General features: G+C 57.4%; 9 protein-coding genes. All 9 read right to left on the bottom strand.

Going from position 1 to position 17,752, the window contains the following annotated elements; genetic code table 11:
• Nucleotides 1-121 precede the first annotated feature (121 nt).
• A complete protein-coding gene (gene recD / locus CBE72_RS12560) occupies nt 122-2,089 on the bottom strand; it encodes an exodeoxyribonuclease V subunit alpha (protein WP_100143847.1) in 1,968 nt (655 codons plus the stop codon).
• On the bottom strand, nt 2,086-5,739 hold the full coding sequence (gene recB / locus CBE72_RS12555; RefSeq protein ID WP_100143845.1) for an exodeoxyribonuclease V subunit beta: 3,654 nt from the start codon (nt 5,737-5,739) through the stop codon (nt 2,086-2,088). Before recB ends, recD begins: the two co-directional genes overlap by 4 nt.
• A 1-nt stretch (nt 5,740) precedes the next feature.
• The gene (recC, locus tag CBE72_RS12550) at nt 5,741-9,340 is read right to left on the bottom strand and encodes an exodeoxyribonuclease V subunit gamma (protein ID WP_100143843.1); all 3,600 of its coding nucleotides are present in this window, start codon (nt 9,338-9,340) and stop codon (nt 5,741-5,743) included.
• A gap of 51 nt (nt 9,341-9,391) precedes the next feature.
• Nucleotides 9,392-11,467 carry a transglutaminase TgpA family protein gene (locus CBE72_RS12545; protein ID WP_100143841.1) on the bottom strand — a complete coding sequence of 692 codons (2,076 nt, stop codon included), beginning with the start codon at nt 11,465-11,467 and terminating at the stop codon, nt 9,392-9,394.
• Nucleotides 11,464-12,564 (bottom strand): DUF58 domain-containing protein, encoded by a 1,101-nt coding sequence (locus tag CBE72_RS12540; RefSeq protein ID WP_229671757.1) that lies wholly within the window; start codon nt 12,562-12,564, stop codon nt 11,464-11,466. The genes CBE72_RS12545 and CBE72_RS12540 overlap by 4 nt, the downstream gene beginning before the upstream one ends.
• On the bottom strand, nt 12,452-13,354 hold the full coding sequence (locus CBE72_RS12535) for an AAA family ATPase (protein ID WP_100143838.1): 903 nt from the start codon (nt 13,352-13,354) through the stop codon (nt 12,452-12,454). Before CBE72_RS12535 ends, CBE72_RS12540 begins: the two co-directional genes overlap by 113 nt.
• A 13-nt stretch (nt 13,355-13,367) precedes the next feature.
• Nucleotides 13,368-14,084 carry an EAL domain-containing protein gene (locus CBE72_RS12530; RefSeq protein ID WP_100143836.1) on the bottom strand — a complete coding sequence of 239 codons (717 nt, stop codon included), beginning with the start codon at nt 14,082-14,084 and terminating at the stop codon, nt 13,368-13,370.
• Between the two features lie 169 nt (nt 14,085-14,253).
• Nucleotides 14,254-16,128, bottom strand: a complete 1,875-nt coding sequence (locus CBE72_RS12525) for a transglycosylase SLT domain-containing protein (RefSeq protein ID WP_100143920.1) — start codon at nt 16,126-16,128, stop codon at nt 14,254-14,256.
• 123 nt (nt 16,129-16,251) lie between these two features.
• On the bottom strand, nt 16,252-17,748 hold the full coding sequence (gene rmuC, locus CBE72_RS12520; RefSeq protein ID WP_100143834.1) for a DNA recombination protein RmuC: 1,497 nt from the start codon (nt 17,746-17,748) through the stop codon (nt 16,252-16,254).
• Nucleotides 17,749-17,752 lie beyond the last annotated feature (4 nt).

Raw genomic sequence — 17,752 nt, 5'->3', positions numbered from 1 at the left:
TCATCTGGTTATTTTGCCGCCAGAGCGAAGCGGGCCGTATGGCATCTGGCCCGGTTGCTGTTCTCGCTATCGTCCCAGCCAGTCGCGGCCAAAGCCGCGATAGCCATAATCTCTGCCACAATCACTGCCATAGCCTATCGGCCAGCCCCGAGGCCCGGCGAGTGAGGCGACGACAGGCGCCGTCAAATACTGAGCTGTTGCCCAGGCAGCAAAAATGCTGTTTGGCGCGGGTAATGGCGGTGTAGATCAGCTCCTTGGTGAGCAGTTGCAGCTGCGCCGGACTCGGGCTCGGCGGCAACACCAAGGCCACAGAATCAAATTCACTGCCCTGGGACTTGTGCACTGTCATGGCAAAACAGGTCTCGTGGCCGGGAAGACGCGCCGGCAACACCTTGAGCACACTGCCATCGGCCTGAATAAAGTGCGCCAGCAGCCTGTTGCTGTCACGATCGGGCAGAATAACGCCGATATCGCCGTTAAACAGCCCCAGGTTGTAATCGTTGCTTTGGATGATCAGCGGTCGGCCCGGATAAAACTCCTGCTGTGGGGCGATCAATCCGGCCTGTTTCAGCACTTGCGTCAGTTGCCGATTGATCCCCTCGACACCGAAATCGCCGCCACGGGTGGCGCACAGCAGTCGAAAGCGGTTGTAACGGGCGATGATCTCCTCCGCGCTGATGTCCGGCCTGTGCACCACTTCCAAATAGTCGCGGTAGTGCTCACAGGCCTGGCTGAGAAGCTGAGCCAGCCCTTGCTGCTGTTTACCGATTTCCAGCCACTCAAGCTCTTGATAACCACCATTCCAGGCCTCAGTTATCGCGGCGCCATCACTGAGGTTGACCGCCTTGGCCAGCACGCCTATCCCGGCATCGCCGCGGAATCTGTGGCTGTGACGCAGCATACAAAGATTATTGCCTATGCCGGGGGCGAGATTGACGCAATCACTGAGGTCAAAGCCGGTGAGCCTTGTCAGTGTTGCGGCAAACTCGGCGCTGTAACGCATGCGCCAGTCCTGCTGGTGGCGCAGACCGGCGCAGATATCGGCGAGCACGGCGCCGGCTTCCACCGAGGCCAGCTGATCCTGATCCCCGAGCAGTATCAATCTGGCATTGGCGGGCAGGGCATCGAGCAGCCGGTCCATCATAGGCAAGTCCACCATGGAGGCTTCATCGACTATTAAAAGATCCAGATGCAGCGGGTTGTCTTGGTGATGACGGAATTTGTGCGAGCCGGGGATCACCCCCAGCAGGCGATGCACAGTGGCAGCTTCTTCCGGGATCTTGTCTATGGCACCAAGGTCAAGCTCGGCGGCAAAGGGCATAAGCTCTTTTACCAGGCGCTGTTTGGAGGCCTTTATCGATTCGGTCAGGCGCGCCGCCGCCTTACCCGTGGGGGCCACCAGACGTATGTTCATTTCACTGCCGAGACACAGGAGCATCAGTAGCTTGGTGACTGTGGTGGTCTTGCCTGTACCCGGGCCGCCGGTGATCACCGCCAACTGGCGACAATAGGCGGTGGCGGTGGCGACTTTTTGCCAATCACGTTTACCGGACTTTTCATTATTAGTTTGAGCTGCATCATTAGTCGCTTGGCCTGTATGGCTGGCGGGCGGCAAAAACAGGCAATCCAGCGAGCGTCGCACCTCATCGGTGGCGGGGTATTCAGTGGCGGCCATGGCGGTGAGGCGCCGGGCGACCCGGCACTCAAAATCATAGTAGCGTTTGAGGTAGAGACGGCCAGCGTCGAGGATCAAGGGTTTGTCTTCACCCGGGGAGCCGACGGCGGCAAAATTGGCCACCGCCAGCTCAAGGCTTGCCGGGTCGGTATTGAGGCGCACACTGGGGTGGGACTCTGCCAGCGGATTATCAAACGCTATGCTCCCCAGTGGCAGGCAGGCGTGCTGCGATGATAACTGGCGGCTCAGCAGGGCGCACAGCAACAGAAACAGCGGCGATGGTTCCCGGTGAATGGCGGCCATCTGCAGTGCAAAGTGGCGGTCGAGCGCTGTCAGCAGTCGCTGCTCTTCCCATTGCTTGAGCAGCGCAGTAACAGCTTGGCTGCTTTGCAGTATTGATGGGCTATCTGTCATAGACTCAACTCCAACTGAGGGGCGCTCGAGGGCGACTCGCCCTTGAGTAAGGCATCCAGGGCCAGGATCACCGCTTCATCCGGCCTGTCCACAAACACCCCGGCGCCGGGATGGGCCGCGGACATGCCCCGTAAAAACAGATAACAGCAGCCGCCGAAATGACTTTGATAACAATAGTCCGGCAGTTTGAGGCTCAGATATCTGTGCAGCGCCAGGCTGTAGAGCAGGTACTGGAGATCGTATCTGTGCTCGCTGATGGCGGCGGCCATCTTGTCCTGGCTGTAATCGCTGAAATCGTCCCCCAAATGGTTGGATTTATAATCGGCAATATAGAAACGGCCCTGATATTCAAAGGTGAGATCGATAAACCCCTTGAGCATGCCCTTGAAGGCATCGAAGCGCAGCTCACCGCCATAGCCGTGTTTGGCCAGCAAGCGGCTGAGCTCGGTATCGATAAGCTGGGTATCGCCGCCAAGGGGCAGATAAAACTCCATCTCCACCAGCTTTTGGCGCTTGCTGAGATCAACCAGGCGCAGACTCTGCCCCTGGGGCAGAGCGATGTCGGCGTTAAGCAGATCCCGATACCAGTTATAAAGCACATCTTGCCAATCGCTGTCGATGCCATACTGCTGCATCGCCTGGGGCAGATGCAGCAAGAGTTCCTCTTCGGCCTGGGTAAAGTCGATTTTCTCCAGTACCAGGTGCATAAAAGAACCGGCATTGGCGCCGCGCGCGAAGCTGAAGCGGTTGGCCTGCAAGACATCCTGCGGTTCATAGACAGAGGCAGGCTCGATTTCAAACTCCTCATCACCGGCGCCCGGCAACACCCGCTCGTGGGGCAGATGTTTGACCAAGCCGGAATAGCTGCCAACCCGCCAGGGCGCGCCTTGACGCGCCGCCGGCACCTGGGCACAAAGTGGGCTTTGGGAGTGGTTTTCAGTGCCTTGAAGGCGACTTGGGTCTGCATCACCCATCTCGGTCAAGGAGATGGCCTCGCAAACAAGGGATGCGGCGGCGCTTTGCAACCTATCGCCGTCACAGTCCTTGTCTTCAATGCCGAGCAGATAGCCTATGGCTGTGTCTTTCAAAAAGCTGTTGATGCCCGTCTTGTTCATGCGGCAGTGATTGGCCAGCCCCAGATAACAGCGATATATGGGCCGGGTCAGCGCCACATACAAGAGGCGCAGATCTTCGGCCAGCGTCTCGCGTTTACAGGCTTCCCAGCCTTCGTCACTGGCGTCCAGATCCCAGACTAATTGATTGTCTTTGTGGTACAGCATGGGCGAGGGGCGGCGACTGCCGTCGCGGGCCAGGCTGACAAAGGGGATGAAGCACACAGGATATTCCAGCCCCTTACTCTTGTGGATGGTGACTATCTGCACCAGGTTTTGCTCACTGGCGAGCCTCAGTTGCTGCTCTTCACGGCTCTGGCCGGAGAGCAGTTCCTGCTCAAACCAGTTGACCAGGGCGCTCATGCCTTCGAGCTCGGTGGATTTTTGCTGCAGCAGTTCCGCCAGATGACGAAAATCGGTGAGACGCCGCTCGGCGTTGGCCTCTCGGCCGAGCCGTTCCAGCAGCTGCCAGTGATCAGCGAGATTGAGCAGCGCCGGCATGATGCCGCGGCGGCTCCAGAGCTCATGCAGTGACATGAAGGTATCGAGCACCTCGGCGCGCAGTGTCTCAGATTGGTTGAACTCATGGATCTTATTGGCGCTGAAGCCCAGCAAGCGGCAGGCCAGTGCCGAGCGAATCGCCCGTTCATCCCTGGGGCTGGCGAGCGCCTTGAGGATAAGGGCGATTTCCCGCGCTTCCTCAGTGACCATTACCGAGTCGCGGCTGAGGAATACGGCGCCAATCTGGCGACTATTGAGCGCTTGTTGCATGACGGCGGCTTCGTTTCTGTCGCGCACCAAAATGGCGATATCCCGGGCGCGCAGCGGCTGCTCATTGCCACTGAGGCGACACTCGCCGCGGTTGGCGGCATTGAGCAGGCGCACAATTTCGGCGGCGGCATCTTCGGCCAGCAGTTTACGGGCCTGGGTCTTGTTGAGGCCCTTGTCTGGATCTTCCTTGAGCAGCCTGAGCTGCAGCGCCGCCGAGTCTGTGCCGGGCGCGAGCAGCTGTTTGCTGCCGGCGTCCTTGGCCTTGACCGGCTCGAACGGGATGGCGTCGCTGATAAAAGGGTCGCTGTGGTTGGCAAACAGGCGGTTGACCGCTGCAATCATGTTGCTGGCCGAGCGGTAGTTGGTGTCCAGATTATAGTGATCGGCGGTATTGCGCCTGGCCTCGATATAGGTATAGATATCGGCGCCGCGAAAGGCGTAAATCGCCTGCTTGGGATCGCCTATCATCAACAGAGTTCGACTTGGCTCAGGCTCGGGCTTGGGTTCAGGCTCGGCGCCGGCATCCTGCTGTGGCAATTGCGCCGGGTAGATGCCGGAGAAAATTGCAAACTGCAGCGGATCCGTATCCTGAAATTCGTCGATAAGCGCCACGGGGAAGCGTTTGCCTATCTCCTGCTTGAGCTGCTCGCCGATGGCAAGGCCGCTATCCGGCGCCGTCTGGGTCAGGCCGCCTATGGCCTTGGCCAGGGTCAGCAGCAGATCGTCCGGGCTCAGCAGGTTGCGCTCGGCCTTGAGCTCGGCAAAACGCTCGGCTATCTGGGCTCTTGCCTGATAGAGGAATGCCGGAATAAGCGAGTCTACGCTGTCTCTGAGCGCTTCTATCTGCGCCAGCAGGGGCGCCTGTTGCGCTGTGGGGATTTCGCCGCCTTTTCTCAGTTTCAGTGACCCGAGAGCCAGGCTGTCCAGCAGCTTGGGTGTCGGCAGTCCCTGATGATACTTGGCCCAGTTGTCCATCTGCTCCAGCATGGCCGTGAGCTTGGGGTAGCCATCGGCTTGCTTGCCATAGCTGGTGCCGTTGAGCGGCAGGCTGTGGAGCAGGGCCTCGGTGGCGTCCCTTTCTCTTGGCCAGCTCAGTCGCAGCCTTGCGAGCTGAGTCTGCAACTGCTCTGCATATTGGTCGAATTTCCCCGGGTCGCGGTTGGCGCTCGCTTGACTGGCGCCGAGCAGCGGTCTCAATTCGCGCCCCAGCGCATCCGGAGTGGCGTAATGGGCGGCTATCGCGGTCGCCAGCGCTGTCGGCAGCCGATAACAGACATGGCGCCAGAAATCGCGCACACTCTGGCGCAGATATTCACTGTCATCCAGGGTAAATTCCGACTCGAACAGCAGCGCCGACTCAAAGGCCATATCCGAGAGGATCCGCTGGCAAAAGCCGTGAATGGTAAAAATGGCGGCTTCATCCAGGCTCTTGAGCGCCAGATCCAGCTGCTTGAGGGCGGTTGCGCGCTGCGTTGGCGGGCAGCGCTGATAAAGCTGCTCGATAAAATCGTCTTTGACGCTTAGGCCAATAAAGCGCTGATAACAGCTGCGGATCCTTTTGCGTATTCTGTCGCGTAGCTCTTCGGTGGCGGCGTTGGTAAAGGTGACCACCAGGATCTGCTCACAGCTAAGGCCCGGGCGCTCAAAATCACCCAGCAATAAGCGCAGATAGAGGCCGGAAATGGTGTAAGTCTTACCGGTTCCGGCACTGGCCTCAATCAGGCGCCGGCCGCTCAGCGGTAAACTCAATGGCTCCAGTGCTTGCATATTATTCCTGCCCCATCTGGGTAAAATCGGCCAGGGCGGCCAGTTTGTCTTTGTGGTAAAGGCTGATGAGCGGCGCCAAAATCCCCTCGGCCAACGCCGGGAAACTCAGGCTCTGCTGGAGTCTGAGTTGCCAACCGCCTGGCAACCCCGCACTCATGTTGCTCAGGGTAAACTCATTTTCACTCAACTCATCTTCACAGGCTTTGCGCCCAAAATCCGTCGCCGAGCCAGCATAGGCGCTGTCATCAAGGGTTAAACCAAAGTCTTCCGGAAAGCGGAACAGGCGGGCGTTATGGGGATCCTGGCCGTCACCGAACCCGGCATCATCCAACCAGGCGCTTTCGGCCTCAACAAGCCGCAGCTGATGTTCAGTGTCAACGCTTAAGCCATCTTCTACCTCGGCGCTGAAGTACGCCAGGGAGGTTTGCGCCATAAAGGGCAGTGGCCTGTGCTGCCCCAGCTCAAACAAGGTCGCCAACTGACCCAGCAAGGCCTTGGCGGACTCGGCCTTGAGCGGCGCCATGGCGTGGAAGTGACCGGCATCCAGTAGATAGCTGTACCTGTGAATGCCGCTGGCATTGAGGCACAGATGGCGAATATAGAGGCTCAACAGATCCTTGGGCTTGGTGGTACCCGGCCTTAAGTTGACCAGCCCCTTGGGGTAGCAGTCTTCGATGCGGCCACAGAGCAATAGCTCGCGGCCATTGACCTCAAGCTTGAGCGCTATTTCAACGGCATCCGGCTTGGGCAATTCGGCGCGAAGAAAACGGGTACGCTCCACCGCCGGGGCGATATCGCGGCGGTATTGATCCAGCAGCAGATCGTCAAACGGCGCCATCGGCAGCAAACCTTCGGCCTTGAGCTTGTCGAGCAGGGTTTCATCCAGCTCTCCGCGCTCGTCTTCCAGCGCATCCTGCATCATCAGCAGCTGCAGCTGATAGCGTTGCAGGGCGCTGAGCTCAAAGGGCTCATCATTGTCCTGACTGTCGATATCCAGCCTCAAGTCCAGCTGCAGCACCCGCTGGCAGAAATACTGCGCCGGGTTGCGGAAAAAGCGGATCAGCGCCGAGAGTTCCAGCTCCGGCTCCTTGAGGCCGGTTTCCTCGCCCAGCTCATGTTCAATAAAAGGCGCCGGGCTTTGGGCGGCAAACATCTCCCGGGGGCACCACTGGGTTGCAAAACTGCCGGGCAGCTCGCTGTCTTTGTAGAGCCGGGCATCGAAGGGCTGCAGCGGTTGCTGAATGATGAGGCGCTGCATCAGCGCATCGGCCGCCAGATCGCCAAGGGCGGCTATCTCATCGGCATCTGTGGGCACTGCGGGCGGCGTAAATTGCGCCTCGTCCGGGCGGTAACACAGCTGAATGTATTCCAGCAATTCCGATACCAGCATGGAGGGAATACGTTCACTGTTATCGCGCTCGCTGTGGCCTATGTAACTGATATAGAGCTGATCCCGGGCCGACAGCAAGGCTTCGAGAAACAGGTATCTGTCATCCAGGCGTCTTGAGCGGTCGCCACGTCTTGGTTTTTCATGGGCGGTGAGATCGAACCCCACAGGATGTTGCACCCTGGGGTAGACGCCATCATTCATTCCCAGCAAACACACCTGGCGGAAGGGGATGGATCGCATCGGCATCAGGGTACAGAAGTTGACGCTGCCGGCGAGATAACGCTGACCGACCCTGGACTCACTCAAGGTTGAGTTGAACCATTGCCAAACCACTGTCAGCGGCAATACCCCGCTAAAGCCCGACAGTCGCAGCTCTTCGGCGAATCTGTCTATAGCCTGGCGAATGTCGTTGATCTCTTCCCTGGCATCGTCTTCCTGGGCCAAATAAAAGGCATCGAGCAGGGCGTTAAGCTGCGCCACCCGCTCTTCCGGCGGGGTTTGCTGCTTGAGTTCTTCCCTGAAGTCATCGAGCGCTTCAATAAAATTCAACAACTTGCCGAGCGCCTGCGCCGACTGGCCTTCAATACCGGCCAGCGGCAGATCGCCCTGATACAGTTCGGCATCATCGCCCAGGGCATAACCCAGCAGCATGCGGCGGATCCCAAAGGCCCAGGAGTGTTTGTCAAACCCGGGCAAGCCCAGCTCTTCGCGGTTGTGACTGTCGCGGCCCCAGCGAATACCGGCGGCCTTGAGCCAACCCTTGAGCTGCTCCAGTTCCTCCTGGGCTATACCGAAGCGGGCCAGCACAGCAGGTACTTCGAGAATACTGATGATGTCTGTCAGTCCAAAGCGGCTCTTGTCCAGCGCCAGCAGGTTGAGAAAACCGGCAATTAAGGGGGATTCCTGGGCCGCGCCGCGATCGGCTATGGCATAGGGGATGAAATGATCGCCGCTCTTCGCGGAAAACACCGCATCGATATAGGGGGCGTAGGCGGCCACATCGGGCAGCATCACCATGATGTCCTTGGCGGCCAGCGACGGATCGCTGCGCAGCCGATGCAGCAGATGATCGTGCAAGGTTTCCACCTCCCGCAGCGGGCTGTGACAGCTTCGCAGGGTGATGGAGTCGTCGGTGGCGGCCAAGGGCCTGCGCCGGGCGATATTCAGGTATTTGCTGACATCCGGCCCCAGAGGCTCGCCTAAGGTTTCCATCTCCAGAATGTCATTTTGAATGCCGCCGAGCAGGGTATTTGTGTTGCCGGGGTGAAACAGCTCTTCCAGTTCCAGCCGCTCGGGTGGCAGCTCCAGCACCATATCCAGCAGCTCCCGGCCGAGACGGCCGTTATTGGCCAAAATGGGATTGCCCACTTCCAGCTTGTCTTCCCAGAGCTCGGGCAACTGTTTCTTACCCTCAAAAGCCAGCGCCATTCGCGCTCGCGCCCTGGGCTCTATGATATCGCCCCAGTAGTGACGACAGGGGCTGAGGCTCAGCATCACTACCTCGATGCGACTGGCGAGCGCATAGAGTACATCCAGGGTTTGCGGCGCCATCGAGGAGATCCCGAACACGAACAACCTGGGCGGCAGGCCTTCCAAGGCATGATCGCTGCCACCTGTCAGCGTTTCTATCAGCGCCTGGTGCAGATTGGCCCTGTGGTAATGGCTCTGCTGCAATTCCTGATTGTTGTAACGCACCAACTCGCGCCAAAGCTCGGGTTGCCAGGCGTGCTGCGGCGCTATCTCCAGCGGGGATTCATTTTGCTCCCAGCCGAGGATCCATTCCGGACGGTATACCAGATATTGATCGAAAATATCGGCGATACGGCCGCTGAGTTGAAACAGTTTGAGCTCGACATCGTCGCCCAGATAATGTCTGAGCGGTGCAAAATTGTCTCTATCCAGAAGGGAGGGCAACAGCGCCATCAGTTTCCAGGTCATCGCCGCCTTGGTAAAGGGGTTTTCCTTCGGCACATCATCGAGCAGCAGATAACAGAGCTGCCAGATAAAGCTGGACGGCAGCGGAAACTCTTGCGCCGCCGCCACGCCGTTGTGGCGCGCCAGCTCCAGGCGGAGCCAGGTGGACATGCCGGGGCTTTGCACCAGAATTTGCTCACAGCTCAGCGGCGACATGCCGGGCACGCCATCGCGAAGCCGGTCTGCCAGGGTGGCCGACAGCAATTCCATCTTGTTGGACTGGATAAGAGTAAACATAGGCAGCAGGGTTACCTGGCTTTGGGCCGTTTATTGCTTTGGTGCTCTATTCTAGGTGCTTGATTTATCGGGTTGCAAATCTTGTTTCAGCAGTTTGAACCACAAAGCGCGGGACTGACGGATAAAGCGGCGTTTATATATCGCCGACTCCTTGGAAGCGCCTTGATACTTGAGCTGAATATAGAGTGAGGTCCAGCTTTCTATCTCCTCTGTCAGCGCTGGCCAGCGCGCGGCAAGCGCCGCGGCGTAATCCACAGGCCCCAGGGAAGTCTGCCTTGGCAGCCCTAGCCTGGCAGCCTGGCGGCATACCTTGAGATAGTGACGGTTGATGCTGTCCGGGCCTCTTTTAAGCCGCAGCAGACCAGTGGTGAACAAAATGACGATAAAGGTAAGGGCCATCACCCCGAGGACCAAGGCTGCCAGACGGCCGATACTCACTTCCCCCAGCAGTTTGGAGAGCACTTCTTGTTGGCGCGCGTTGTCAAAACCCAGCACCCAGACGCTCCAGTAGTAATCCAGGCTGGCGAGCCTGAGTCTCAGGCTGTTGTACCAGTCGCTGGCCCGCACCCCGGCAAACGGCAGTTCGGAAAGATAGCTTTCTTCCGGGCTGAACAGGGAGTCGAAACCCTGCTCAATTCGTTCGGGCGCTATCATGGCGGTGGGGTCGTAACGTACCCAACCTTTGCCTTCGAGATAGACTTCACTCCAGGCGTGGGCCATATATTGATACACGCTGAGATAACCGGCCTGCGGGTTGTATTCGCCGCCCTGATAACCGGTGACAATGCGGGCGGGCAAGCCGGTGGCTCTGGCCATGAAGGTGAATGCCGAGGCGTAGTGAACGCAGAACCCGGCGCGATTTTCAAACAAAAAGTCGTCCAGTTGCTGCGGCCCCACCGGCGGGGGCGTCAGGGTGTAGAAAAAGGGCTGGCTGTTGAAATACTGCATCATGGCCGTCAAGCGCTGCTCGGCTTGCGGGTAACGGCGGGCAAATTCGGCGGCAAGTTTGCGGCTGCGGGGGTTGATTTCATCGGGGAGGCTCAGATTAAGCTGCCGTAGCGGCGCTCTTAAGCGGTTATCCAGGGGGGCATCAGGATAGCTCATCACCCGGTATTGCAACCTTTGTTCTACCGGCCTTATGGCATAGAGGCGAAAGTCCGGCAGATTCACCAGGCGCGGATCCATGCTGTAGGCGAGATCCAAGCCGAACAGCCAATGCTGGCCGCTCGGCTCGGCTATGATGCTGTAATCGATAAAAGGTCCTTTTGGGGCGCCGGGTTCGGGGCGGCGATTCATGATAAAGCTGTCTTGCTGCAGCGCCTTTATTCCCCGCGACTGCTGCCAGCGTTTGCCGTCATATTCCTCCAATACCAGTGCGCGCCAATATCTGTCTTCCGGAGCCGGTATCTGGCCCTTGAAACTGGCGCGAAATGCCAGCTCGTTGGATTTGGTCAGGCGCGAGATATCACCAAAGCTCAGCTCATCGGACAGACCTGTGGTACTGCTTTTCATCTGCGGCACCATCCAAAGCGGACTGAAACGCGGCAGCACCACAAAAAGCAGCAGCGCCAGCGGCAGACTTTGTGCCAGCAGCGCCAGGGTTAGCTTGATCTGGCGATTGAACGAGGCCTGTTCGTGGTAGAGGCTTACCAACACACAGGTGTTGAGCGCCGCCACCAGCGAGAGTTGCAGGGTGTCGAGCATCTGCTGATGGTCGATAAAGGTGAGGGCGATAAGAAAGTAGCCCACCAGTACCACGGCTTTGACATCGCGGCGACTGCGCATTTCGATATATTTGAGGGAATAGCCGAGGATCAACAAGTTGACCAAGGCATTGAGCAGGCCAAGTTCGCGACTCACCAGCGCCAGCGTCAGCGCCGCAGCAATGGCCAGCACAGTCACCAGCACTCTGGGGGGCCTGGCGACCTTGCCAAGATAGATCCCCAAGCGCCAGACAAAACAGATGGCGCAGATCCCCAGGGTTCCCAGGGTGATTTTGCCTGCCAGCGGCGCCAGCACTGCCAGATTGGTGATCAGCAGCCAAAGTAAGGTGCGGCGGGCGATTATCTCCTCCGAGGTCTCCTCCGAGGTCTCCTTGAGTGCGGCTTTCAAGCGAGCGGCTTTCATTGGCCTGCACCTTCGGTTTTACCCGGATAGAGCGCCAGGGCTTTGAGGCATTCCTGACGCTGGGCTTCGCCTTGAGAAGGCGCTATGATTCTGCCCGCTAATTTAAGCCCCCAGGTTTGGCCGGAATGGGCCAGTTGATTGATCTGATAACTCAGCTCACCCAGGCGCTTTTCCAACTCATCGCCGGTTAACTTACTATCCAGCTCCAGCCACAAAGGCGGCCCCTGAGGCTCGGCAAACTCCTTGCTGAGCATGCCTCGGCCCTGAGCCCACTGTTTCCAGGCCACCTGTTTGAGCGATTCACCCGGGACATAGCTCTTAAGCCCGGCGTATTCATCGACGCCGCTGAGCCACTCGCCACTGTCTTGGGATTCTGGGGTGTGTTCACTGCGCCCCAGTTTTGGCGTGCTGACCACAGGCGCCGGAAACACCCATTGACGGGTGTCGAGATCCAGATGAGACCAGGCGCGGCAGAGCCCCAGTGGGTAGCATGACTCCACCTTGAGTCTACCTGGATGCCAAAGCCCTCTGGGCCTTGGCTGCATGGGCACCAAAGCCGTCTGCTCCTGGGTATCGACACGGGAGACAAAGACTTGCCGCTCTCCCGGGTAGCTGAAACCGAGCCGAAACAGGCTTCTGTCGGCGCTGACGGTCACAGGGAAGGAGAGGCTGTCGCCGGCATAGGCTTGGGGAGGCTTACGGGCACTGAGTCTCAGTCCCGCTAAGTTGCGGTAACTGTGAATAATGCAGGTGTGAAACACGCTGGCCAATACTATGGCCAGGCCTATCACCAGGTTGTTTTGATAGTTGGTGCCGAACAGAAACAGCAGTAGCACCAGCGCCAGCCAGATAACGCCAAAGCCGCTGGGAAGAATAAAGATGCTTCTGTGGCTCAAACGTTGCTCTTTGGCAGCGGGAATACGCCGTGACAACCAGCGGTTGAGCCGGGCAGAGAACAGGGCGATCACAGAGGCCATCTCGCCGTCACCGAATGGGATTAATGGTGCCGAGTAACTTGGCCGATAACTGCTCGCCCTGAAGTTGGCTCGAATGTCGCAGGCGGTGCTCGGCAACGGCGCCAAACACAGCTTGCACATCTTCGGGCACCAGATATTGACGCCCCTGGATATAGGCCCAGGCCTTGGCCGCCGCCAGCAGCGCCTTGGTGGCTCTGGGGGAAAGGCCATAGCCTTCGTTTTGGCTGCGGGAAGCTTCCACCAGCGCCAGAATATAGTTAAGCAGGGCATCGGAAGCGGCCACCTGCTCGCACTCCTGCTGCAGTTGATCTAGCTCGAGTGCACTTAGACACTGGGGCAGGGGCTGGTTGCGCTCCTGTCCTTTGAGCATGGCCAACTCGGCGTCCTGGCTGGGATAACCGATGGAGAGGCGCATCATAAAGCGGTCCAGCTGGGATTCCGGCAGTGGAAAGGTGCCTGATTGGTCGGTGGGGTTCTGGGTGGCGACCACGAAAAAGGGATGCGGCAGCCTGTGGGTCACACCGTCGACAGTGATCTGCCGCTCTGCCATCGCCTCGAGTAAGGCACTCTGGGTCTTGGGGCTGGCGCGGTTGATTTCATCGGCCAGCACCATCTGTTTGAAGATGGGGCCAGGGTGGAATACAAACTCAGATTGCTGCTTATCGAAGATGGAAACCCCGAGAATATCTGCCGGCAGCATGTCGCTGGTAAACTGAACCCGCTGATAACTCAGGCCTAAGGTTTGTGCCAGTGCGTGGGATAAACTGGTTTTGCCCATGCCCGGCAGATCTTCTATCAGCAGGTGACCGCGAGCCAAAATGCAAGCCAGTGCCAACCGTATTACCCTGGGCTTGCCTATCAATACTTGCTCGAGCTGCTGCAGTACCTGGGTTATCTGGCTCTTGGACACATTGGCTTCCTTGTTAGATGGCCACTGAAATCAGTTCCGGCTCTGTCTGGATGAACTGAGGTCTGAAATAGAAACCTTGCACTAAATCCACGCCTAAAGCCAGAGCCTGAGACAGGTGCTGCTCGGTTTCAACTCCTTCGAGTATAGTTATTTTTTGACTGGACTTGGCAAAATTAAGCAAGTTTTCCAGAAGCTTAGCCATGAGTGGTGCTTGGATGGCACTCAGCCAGTGGCGGTCGAGCTTGATGCAATCTACGGCAGTCAACAGTTGCAGCGACACCATGGCATGGGGAGCACCGACATCATCGAGCGCCGCTGTCATTCCGCGGCGGTGCAGTTCCTTGAGTAATGCCTGGGCCTTATCGGCGTCGTTGACACAGGTGTTTTCTATCAGCTCTACCGTCAAGCCTCCGGTTTGCTGCTGATATTTGTCCAGCGCCTGCATCATGCATTGACAATTGGCGCTGTCCAGCGCGTGAGGATCCAGGTTCAGGTGCAGCCTTGGCGTTTGGGGCGCCTGATTGAGTTGCAACAGCTTGGCTTGCAGCTCTACCGCTGCCAGGGCGCGGCTGTCTCTGTGCAGCCAGTCGAATACCAGATTGGGCGCCAGCGCCTTTCCCTGTTGATTGTAAAAGCGGGCCAGGGCTTCATAGCCCTGAATGGTCAGGGTTCGGGGACAAACAAATGGTTGATATTCGCAGGCAATGTGCCGCGGAGGGGAAAGATCCATGCAATCATTAACAGAGTTGGCGAAATGAATGCTAATTATTCACATTATGCCCAAGGGATAACAAGCTCTTTCCCCCTCGAAAGTACTGACCGCCCAAAAATGCAACTGACAACAAGCTCTTTAATATCAAAGCGTTGGGAAATTGACTCAGTGCCAATTCACCGCCGCATCAATAGCGGCGGCCAAGCTCTGTTTCGCTGAACTGTGGTAGTACCTGTTGCTGACGCAATTCATAAATCTGTCGGTAGGTGAATACGGCCTGCACATAGGCGCGGGTTTCACTGAAGGGGATGGTCTCGATAAAGCTCATCACATCCAGTTTGCCATCGCTCTGTTTCAACCACTGTTTGACCCTATGGGGACCGGCATTATAGGCGGCAACGGCCAGTACCCGGTTGTTGTCGAACTGTTCCAGCAGCTTGGTGTAGTAGGCACTGCCGAGCGGCACATTGATGGCCGGATCGTACAGACTGCGATTGCCGTTGAATGCCAATTTAAACTCTTTTGCCGTTTGCTTGGCAGTGGCCGGCATCAGCTGCATCAGGCCTCTGGCGCCCACTGACGAAGTCGCATAGGGGTAGAAGGCGCTTTCGCGGCGGGAGATTGCGCGAATTTCGTTGACATTGACTTTGAAGTCTTTGCCTGCCTGGGCAAAGAAAGGGTCTGCAGCATAGGGAAAGCGCATCTCCATATCATTCCAGAGCCTAGCCTGAATACTGGCTTCAACCGCCAATGCATCCCACCCTTGCTGCTGAGCGTAGACACCATATTGGGCGCGCATCTGCTTGTTGTGACGGCCGAGCATCTGGCTCCATTCGATGCGGGCATCGACCAGCTTATCAAGCGCCAGCAGTTCAGATACCCGCGCCAGCGCCTTGTCATCGGCGAGTCTTGGTTGCATTTGCGCCTGGGGAGGAGTTGGCACATGCGCCAGGTTGGGGGCGACACCGAGTTCGGCGGCGGCCCAGAAACCATAGAAATTACGCTCCTTGCTGAGTGCTTCGAGCATGGCATCGTCCCGGCCATTGACCCTCAGGTGCCAGTAGCGCCAGCGCGCATCGTTACGGCCTTCATCGCTGAGCAGCGGCAGAAAACGGCGGATATCGGCATCGTTTTGCTCGGCAATCGCCCAGCGCAGGCGGCGCTCGGTCAGATCATCGGCCTTGAGCAGTGGCAGCATGGTATCGATATGATCTCTAAGCCCCTCGTCCTCGACGATAAGCGCTCGCCTGACCAGATAACGGTTGAGTTGTCGCCCTTGGAAGTCGCTGAATCTGCCGGCCTTTTCATACTTGACGTACAGGCGAACTGCCTGACGCAGATCTTTGCGGGCTAGGCGTTTGAGGCCAGCGGACACTATGTCGCTGTAGATGGGGGCATCGCCATCAAACTGATTCATGTGCCTGAGGCGGTTGGGATCTTTGTATACCGCCTGCAGCAACTTGGCCTGGCTCTGATGCTGAGTCACTTTACGTCCCAGATACTGCAGCAGACCGCTTTGGCCTGCATCAAAGGCCAGCATCATCCGCGACCAGATCAATTCTTGAGTGCGGTGCCCGGCCTTGCTCCAGGCATTGAATAGGGGATCGCACTCCTTTGGACGGGAGCGACCATAGAGCCAGAGTTGGCGAGCGCCATCCCAGGCGACCTGAGTCTCACCCTGGCCAAGCTTGGCTCGGTAAAAATAGCATTGCAGCTCTGTGGCTCGGGGAAGTTGCGGGGAAATGGCCAGAAAGTCTTGCCAGCGTTTGTCGGCGCCGGCTTGCACCAGGTACCTGTGGCGGGCGCTGCCATGCAAGGGTGAATGCTCAAACTTGTCCAGTGCTTTTAGCGCCTTTGAGCCAGAAAGCGCCATTATGTCATCCAGCTCGGCGTGAAAATCCAGATAGATATTGAGTGGGTAATCCTTGAGTTGGGCCCTGAGCTTGCGATACTCCTCAAGTTGGCCTTTATCCAGTGCTTCTCTGGCCTTTAGGTAGCTTTGGCGTTGTTGCTCCAAAGCGGCAGGCGCCTTGGCCGCATGGCCTATCCCGGGAAACAGCATCCAGGGAGTGGAGACTGTCAATGCACTCAAGGCAACACTGCCGGCGAGGGCGATTCGGGTCAAGGCTCTGCGCATCGATAACTCCTTTTTGATGGCCGGGTTTGCTCGAAAGACGGGCTGAACTTAGGATGCCAGTTCGCCGTTCGTCTCAGTATCTTCCATGGCTTCGACATCCTTGTCTATCGGCAAGGATACGTCTGTCATCGCCTTTTCAAGTAGCTGTTTGTCCAGTTGTTTACTGGTTTCAACGCCCAACTGTTGCATCTGGTGCGCCTGGCGAACAAGGTTGCCCCTGCCGGTAGCCAGCTTATTCATGGCGCCGTTGAAACACTTCTCTGCATTGTCCAGCGCGCGCCCGAGCTTGTCCATATCTTCCAGATAACCACAGAGTTTATCGTAAATTTTTCCGGCTTGCCTGGCTATCCTTTGTGCGTGTTGGTTTTGGTATTCGTAGCGCCAGATGTTATTGATGGTGCGCAGTGCCACCAAAAGATTGGTCGGGCTGACGAGCATGATGTTGTTTTCGAGCGCGAAATTTACCAGCTGCGGCTCTTGTTCCAGTGCTAGTAGGAAGGCGGGTTCCACCGGAATAAACATCAACACATAGTCTAGGCTCTTGATACCGTGCAGTTGTTGGTAGTCCTTCTGACTCAGGCCTTTGATATGACCGCGGATAGAGTTGATATGTTCACGCAACGCCAGTGCTCGCTCTTCATCGGTGTCGGCGTTGTAGTAGCGCTCATAGGCGAGCAGTGACATCTTGGCATCTATTACCACATCCTTGTTGGCTGGCAGGTGGACGATGACATCGGGTTTAAAGCGCTTGCCGGCATCATTTTTCAGATCCTGTTGCACATCATACTCGTGTCCTTGTCTGAGACCACTTTCCTGCAGTACCCGCTCCAGGATCACTTCGCCCCAGTTGCCTTGCTGTTTGTTGTCGCCCTTGAGCGCTTTGGTGAGATTGACCGCATCCTGGCTCATGCGCAGGTTGAGCTGCTTGAGATCTTCCAACTGGTGTTTCAGTGAGGAACGTTCACTCTGTTCTTGTGAGTAGGATTCATGAATTTGTCTTCTGAAGCCTTCTAGCTGTTGCTTCAGTGGGCCGAGCACGCCATCGAGTTGCGATAGATTCTGGGATTTTAGTCTTTCGCTTCTGTCTTCAAAAATTTTGTTGGCGAGATTTTCAAACTGCTCTTTCAGACGGGTTTCACTGCGTTCAAGCAGTTCTATCTTATCGTTGAGCGCCCGTTGCTCGGCATCGAAGCGAGCGCTGAGCGTTTGTTGCATCGCATTGGATTTTGACAGGTTAAGCTGGGTTTCCAATTGCTTGCGCTGAGCATCCTTGAGTTGCTGTTCAAGCTCGGGTACTCGTTCGGCGATGGCCTCTGCCTTGCCGAGTTGAGACACCAGCCATTCGGCTTTTTCTTGGCTGCTGCTGAGTTGTTCACTGAGTTCGCCGCATCTTTGCTCGTGTTGCAGCACTAACTGTTCTCTGAGCTGTTGCCAGCGGCTGCGGGTCATCCGTTGGTTAAAGAGGGCGCCAAGCAAGATCCCCAAAAATAATACGGCTGCGGCGGCAATGAGTTGAGGCGTGGAAATTGTGGTGGCCAAGTCCATATCA

The sequence above is a fragment of the Shewanella carassii genome (assembly GCF_002777975.1).
GTDB classification, from domain to species: Bacteria; Pseudomonadota; Gammaproteobacteria; order Enterobacterales; family Shewanellaceae; genus Shewanella; species Shewanella carassii.
Note: the sequence above shows the minus strand (reverse complement) of the source record. Positions and strands in the feature narration are given on the sequence as shown.

Excerpts from the sequence above, each read along its gene's own strand:
- recC (WP_100143843.1), bottom strand. The coding sequence starts at position 9,340 with ATGTTTACTCTTATCCAGTCCAACAAGATGGAATTGCTGTCGGCCACC.
- recD (WP_100143847.1), bottom strand. The coding sequence starts at position 2,089 with ATGACAGATAGCCCATCAATACTGCAAAGCAGCCAAGCTGTTACTGCG.
- CBE72_RS12530 (WP_100143836.1), bottom strand. The coding sequence starts at position 14,084 with ATGGATCTTTCCCCTCCGCGGCACATTGCCTGCGAATATCAACCATTT.
- CBE72_RS12545 (WP_100143841.1), bottom strand. The coding sequence starts at position 11,467 with ATGAAAGCCGCTCGCTTGAAAGCCGCACTCAAGGAGACCTCGGAGGAG.
- CBE72_RS12540 (WP_229671757.1), bottom strand. The coding sequence starts at position 12,564 with ATGTGCAAGCTGTGTTTGGCGCCGTTGCCGAGCACCGCCTGCGACATT.
- recB (WP_100143845.1), bottom strand. The coding sequence starts at position 5,739 with ATGCAAGCACTGGAGCCATTGAGTTTACCGCTGAGCGGCCGGCGCCTG.
- rmuC (WP_100143834.1), bottom strand. The coding sequence starts at position 17,748 with ATGGACTTGGCCACCACAATTTCCACGCCTCAACTCATTGCCGCCGCA.
- CBE72_RS12525 (WP_100143920.1), bottom strand. The coding sequence starts at position 16,128 with ATGCTGTTTCCCGGGATAGGCCATGCGGCCAAGGCGCCTGCCGCTTTG.